Below are 3,155 nucleotides of genomic sequence, written 5' to 3' on the forward strand. Positions count from 1 at the left end.
GCCACGCGGCATACCCACGCTCCGTGCTGGGGACGAGCGGCCCGAGACGATTTCTGCCGGGGCGTCTGCTCGTGGCAGAATGACTCTTTGCGCCTGCGTGACCAGCGGCCCCTGCCACAGGGGGAGTGACCGGGCAGTGTTCCGGCCACGCGGCCAGTGACGCACACGGCGCACCGCACCTCCCATTCACCAGCACCACCCAACACCCTGGGCGACCTGTGGCGCCGAGAAGAAAGCGATTCAGCCATGCAGCGTTTCGATGCGATCGACAAGGCCTCCCTCCGCGACGACATCCCGGACTTCCGCGCCGGTGACACGATCAACGTGCACGTCAAGGTCGTCGAAGGCACCCGCTCGCGCGTCCAGGTCTTCAAGGGCGTCGTGATCCGTCGCCACGGTGGTGGCATCGGCGAGACGTTCACCGTCCGCAAGGTCTCCTTCGGCGTCGGCGTGGAGCGCACCTTCCCGCTGCACACCCCGATCATCGACCACATCGAGCTCGTCACCCGCGGTGACGTCCGTCGCGCCAAGCTCTACTACCTGCGCGACCTGCGCGGCAAGGCTGCCAAGATCAAGGAGAAGCGCGAGACGGTTACCGCCAAGTAGGGCGGACCCATCTCTCCCTCAGGTGTCCCGGCACGCGTCGGCACAGCCGTGAGGGTTAGGCTCCGGATGCGATGAACCCCGGACCGGAATCACCCCAGCACGACCCGGCCGCCGCTCCAGTCGAGACTGATGCGGCGGTCGTGTCGGAGCGCCCCCGCGGCGGCCCTTCGTGGCTGTTGCTGGCGAGCGTCTCCCTGCTGGTGATGGTGCTGGTCCGGGGTTTTCTCGTGCAGTCGTTCTACGTCCCTTCGGGATCGATGGAGCCGACGATCGAGCCGGGCGACCGCATCCTGGTCAACAAGCTGGTCTCCGGCGGTTCGCTGCGGCGAGGGGACGTGGTCGTCTTCGACGGCACGACGAGCTTCGCGGCGGCCGAGCGCGAGCCGCACCAGGACGACGGGCTGATCGGACGGACCCTGGGCGGCGCGGCCTCGCTGGTCGGTCTCGACCTCGGTGAGCAGGACTTCGTCAAGAGGGTCATCGGCCTGCCCGGCGACCACGTCGTCTGTTGTGACGCCCAGCACCGGCTCACCGTGAACGGGGCGCCGCTGGCGGAGCCCTACCTCTTCTCGGGCGACGAGCCGAGCGAGCTGACCTTCGACGTCACCGTGCCGGCGGGCCGGGTCTGGGTGATGGGCGACCACCGCAGCGACAGTGCGGACTCCCGGTCCCACCTCGGCGACGCCGGCGGTGGCACCGTGCGGGTGTCCGACGTGATCGGCCGCGCCAGTGCGACCTACTGGCCTCTGTCGCGCGTCGGTGGATTCCACACTCCCGAGGCGTTGGCCGACATCCCCCGTGTCGGTGCCCCGTGAGTGGCGACGCACGCGACGGCGACGCKGGATGGCTGGGCTACGACGGCGAGCCCCCGGAGTCCGCTGCGGTGGATGCGGTCGACACGAAAAACGTCGATGCGTTCGATGCGAGGAACAAGGACCAGCGCGTGGGGACAACTGACCCGGCGTGGCTGCGCCACGAGCCCGAAGCCGGAACCCACGACTCCGCCGAGCCCGAGGCGTCCGCGGCGTCCGTGGAGCCCCGCAGGGGACGTCACGCCCACGACGCGCCCGCGAGTGGACTGGCGGTGCTCGGTGCTGCCATCAAGGAGTTCGCGATCGTCGTGGGGATGGCGCTGGTGCTGTCCTTCATCGTCAAGACCTGGCTGCTCCAGGCGTTCTACATCCCGTCGGGGTCCATGGAGGACACCCTCGTCCTCAACGACCGCGTCATCGTCAGCAAGCTGACCCCGGGACCGATCGACCTCCAACGCGGCGACATCGTCGTGTTCGCCGACCCGGGCCAGTGGCTCGACGCGACCACGCCGGTCGAGCGCGGACCGCTGGCGACGTTCGTCAGCGAAACCCTCACGTTCGTCGGCCTCCTGCCCGACAACGCCGAGAACCACCTCATCAAGCGCGTCATCGGGTTGCCGGGCGACCACGTCGTCTGCTGTGACGAGGGTGGCCGGATCACGATCAACGGCAAGGCGATCAAGGAGCCCTACCTCAAACCGGGTGACGCGGCGAGTGAGCAGGACTTTGACATCACCGTGCCGAGCGGACGCGTCTGGGTGATGGGCGACCACCGCTCCAACTCCGCAGACTCGCGCGCCCACGACGGCCCGGAGAACGACGGCAGCCAGGGCTCGGTCGACGAGCGCCTCATCGTGGGCCGTGCGGTGGCGCTGGTCTGGCCGTTGGACCACCTGACCTGGCTGTCCAACCCCAAGACCACCTTCGCCACCGTGCCCGCTCCCGACACCGGCGGCACCGGTGCGCCCACCGGTTCCCCGACGGGTGGGTCCGACGGGGGCGCAGACGGCCAAGGTGGCGGCGAGGTGGGCGGCACCGACGCCCCGACCGGATCGGGCTGACCGGTGGTGGCTCAGGCACAACCGGCGCGACGCAGCCGCAAACCCAACCTGCGCGTCGAACGCCAGCTCCAGCGAGACGGGCACCGCGTCCTCGCGGGCATGGACGAGGTGGGCCGTGGCGCCCTCGCGGGCCCCGTGAGCGTCGGCGTCGTCCTCATCGACGAGGCCTGTCGCAGCGCGCCGGCCGGCGTGAAGGACTCCAAGCTGCTCACGCCTGCGGCGCGGGTCGCGATGGTGCCGCGGATCAGGCGGTGGGCCCTCGGGTATGCCGTCGGCCACGCCTCGCCCGAGGAGATCGACGAGATCGGGATCATCGCCGCGCTCCGCCTGGCGGGGTGCCGCGCGCTCGCCGCCGTGGAGGTCGTGCCCGACCTGGTCATCCTCGACGGCAACCACGACTGGCTCACCGCGCCCGACGAGGTGGGGCTCTTCGCCTTCGCGTCCGACTCCGCGCCACTCGCTCCGCCCGTCACGACGATGATCAAGGCCGACCTCAAGTGCTCGTCCGTGGCCGCCGCGTCGGTGCTGGCCAAGGTCGAGCGCGACGCGATGATGGTGGCCGCCGCCCCGGACCACCCGGCATACGGCTGGGACGAGAACAAGGGGTATGCCGCGCCGGAGCACCTCGCGGCGCTGGAAGCCTTCGGCGCCACCGACCTGCACCGCAGGTCGTGGC

The 3,155-nt window shown here is 70.3% G+C and carries 4 protein-coding genes; all 4 read left to right on the forward strand.

Annotation, left to right across the window (positions count from 1 at the left end):
- The first annotated feature begins 246 nt into the window (after positions 1 to 246).
- Entirely contained in the window at positions 247 to 606 is a 360-nt protein-coding gene (gene rplS / locus AC1DVZ_RS18755) for a 50S ribosomal protein L19 (RefSeq protein WP_477619711.1), read from the forward strand.
- Positions 607 to 677: 71 nt separating this feature from the next.
- Positions 678 to 1,421, forward strand: a complete 744-nt coding sequence (gene lepB, locus AC1DVZ_RS18760) for a signal peptidase I (protein ID WP_477619712.1) — start codon at positions 678 to 680, stop codon at positions 1,419 to 1,421.
- Positions 1,418 to 2,479, forward strand: coding sequence for a signal peptidase I (gene lepB, locus AC1DVZ_RS18765; RefSeq protein WP_477619713.1), 1,062 nt, complete (start codon positions 1,418 to 1,420; stop codon positions 2,477 to 2,479). Before lepB (AC1DVZ_RS18760) ends, lepB (AC1DVZ_RS18765) begins: the two co-directional genes overlap by 4 nt.
- A 6-nt stretch (positions 2,480 to 2,485) precedes the next feature.
- Positions 2,486 to 3,155, forward strand: a 670-nt coding sequence (locus AC1DVZ_RS18770; protein WP_477619714.1) for a ribonuclease HII, incomplete at its 3' end; no start/stop codon positions are given.

Source organism: Pedococcus sp. P2_E5, assembly GCF_056403895.1.

Coding starts and splice junctions, on each gene's coding strand:
- rplS (WP_477619711.1), top strand. CDS start 247: ATGCAGCGTTTCGATGCGATCGACAAGGCCTCCCTCCGCGACGACATC.
- lepB (WP_477619712.1), top strand. CDS start 678: ATGAACCCCGGACCGGAATCACCCCAGCACGACCCGGCCGCCGCTCCA.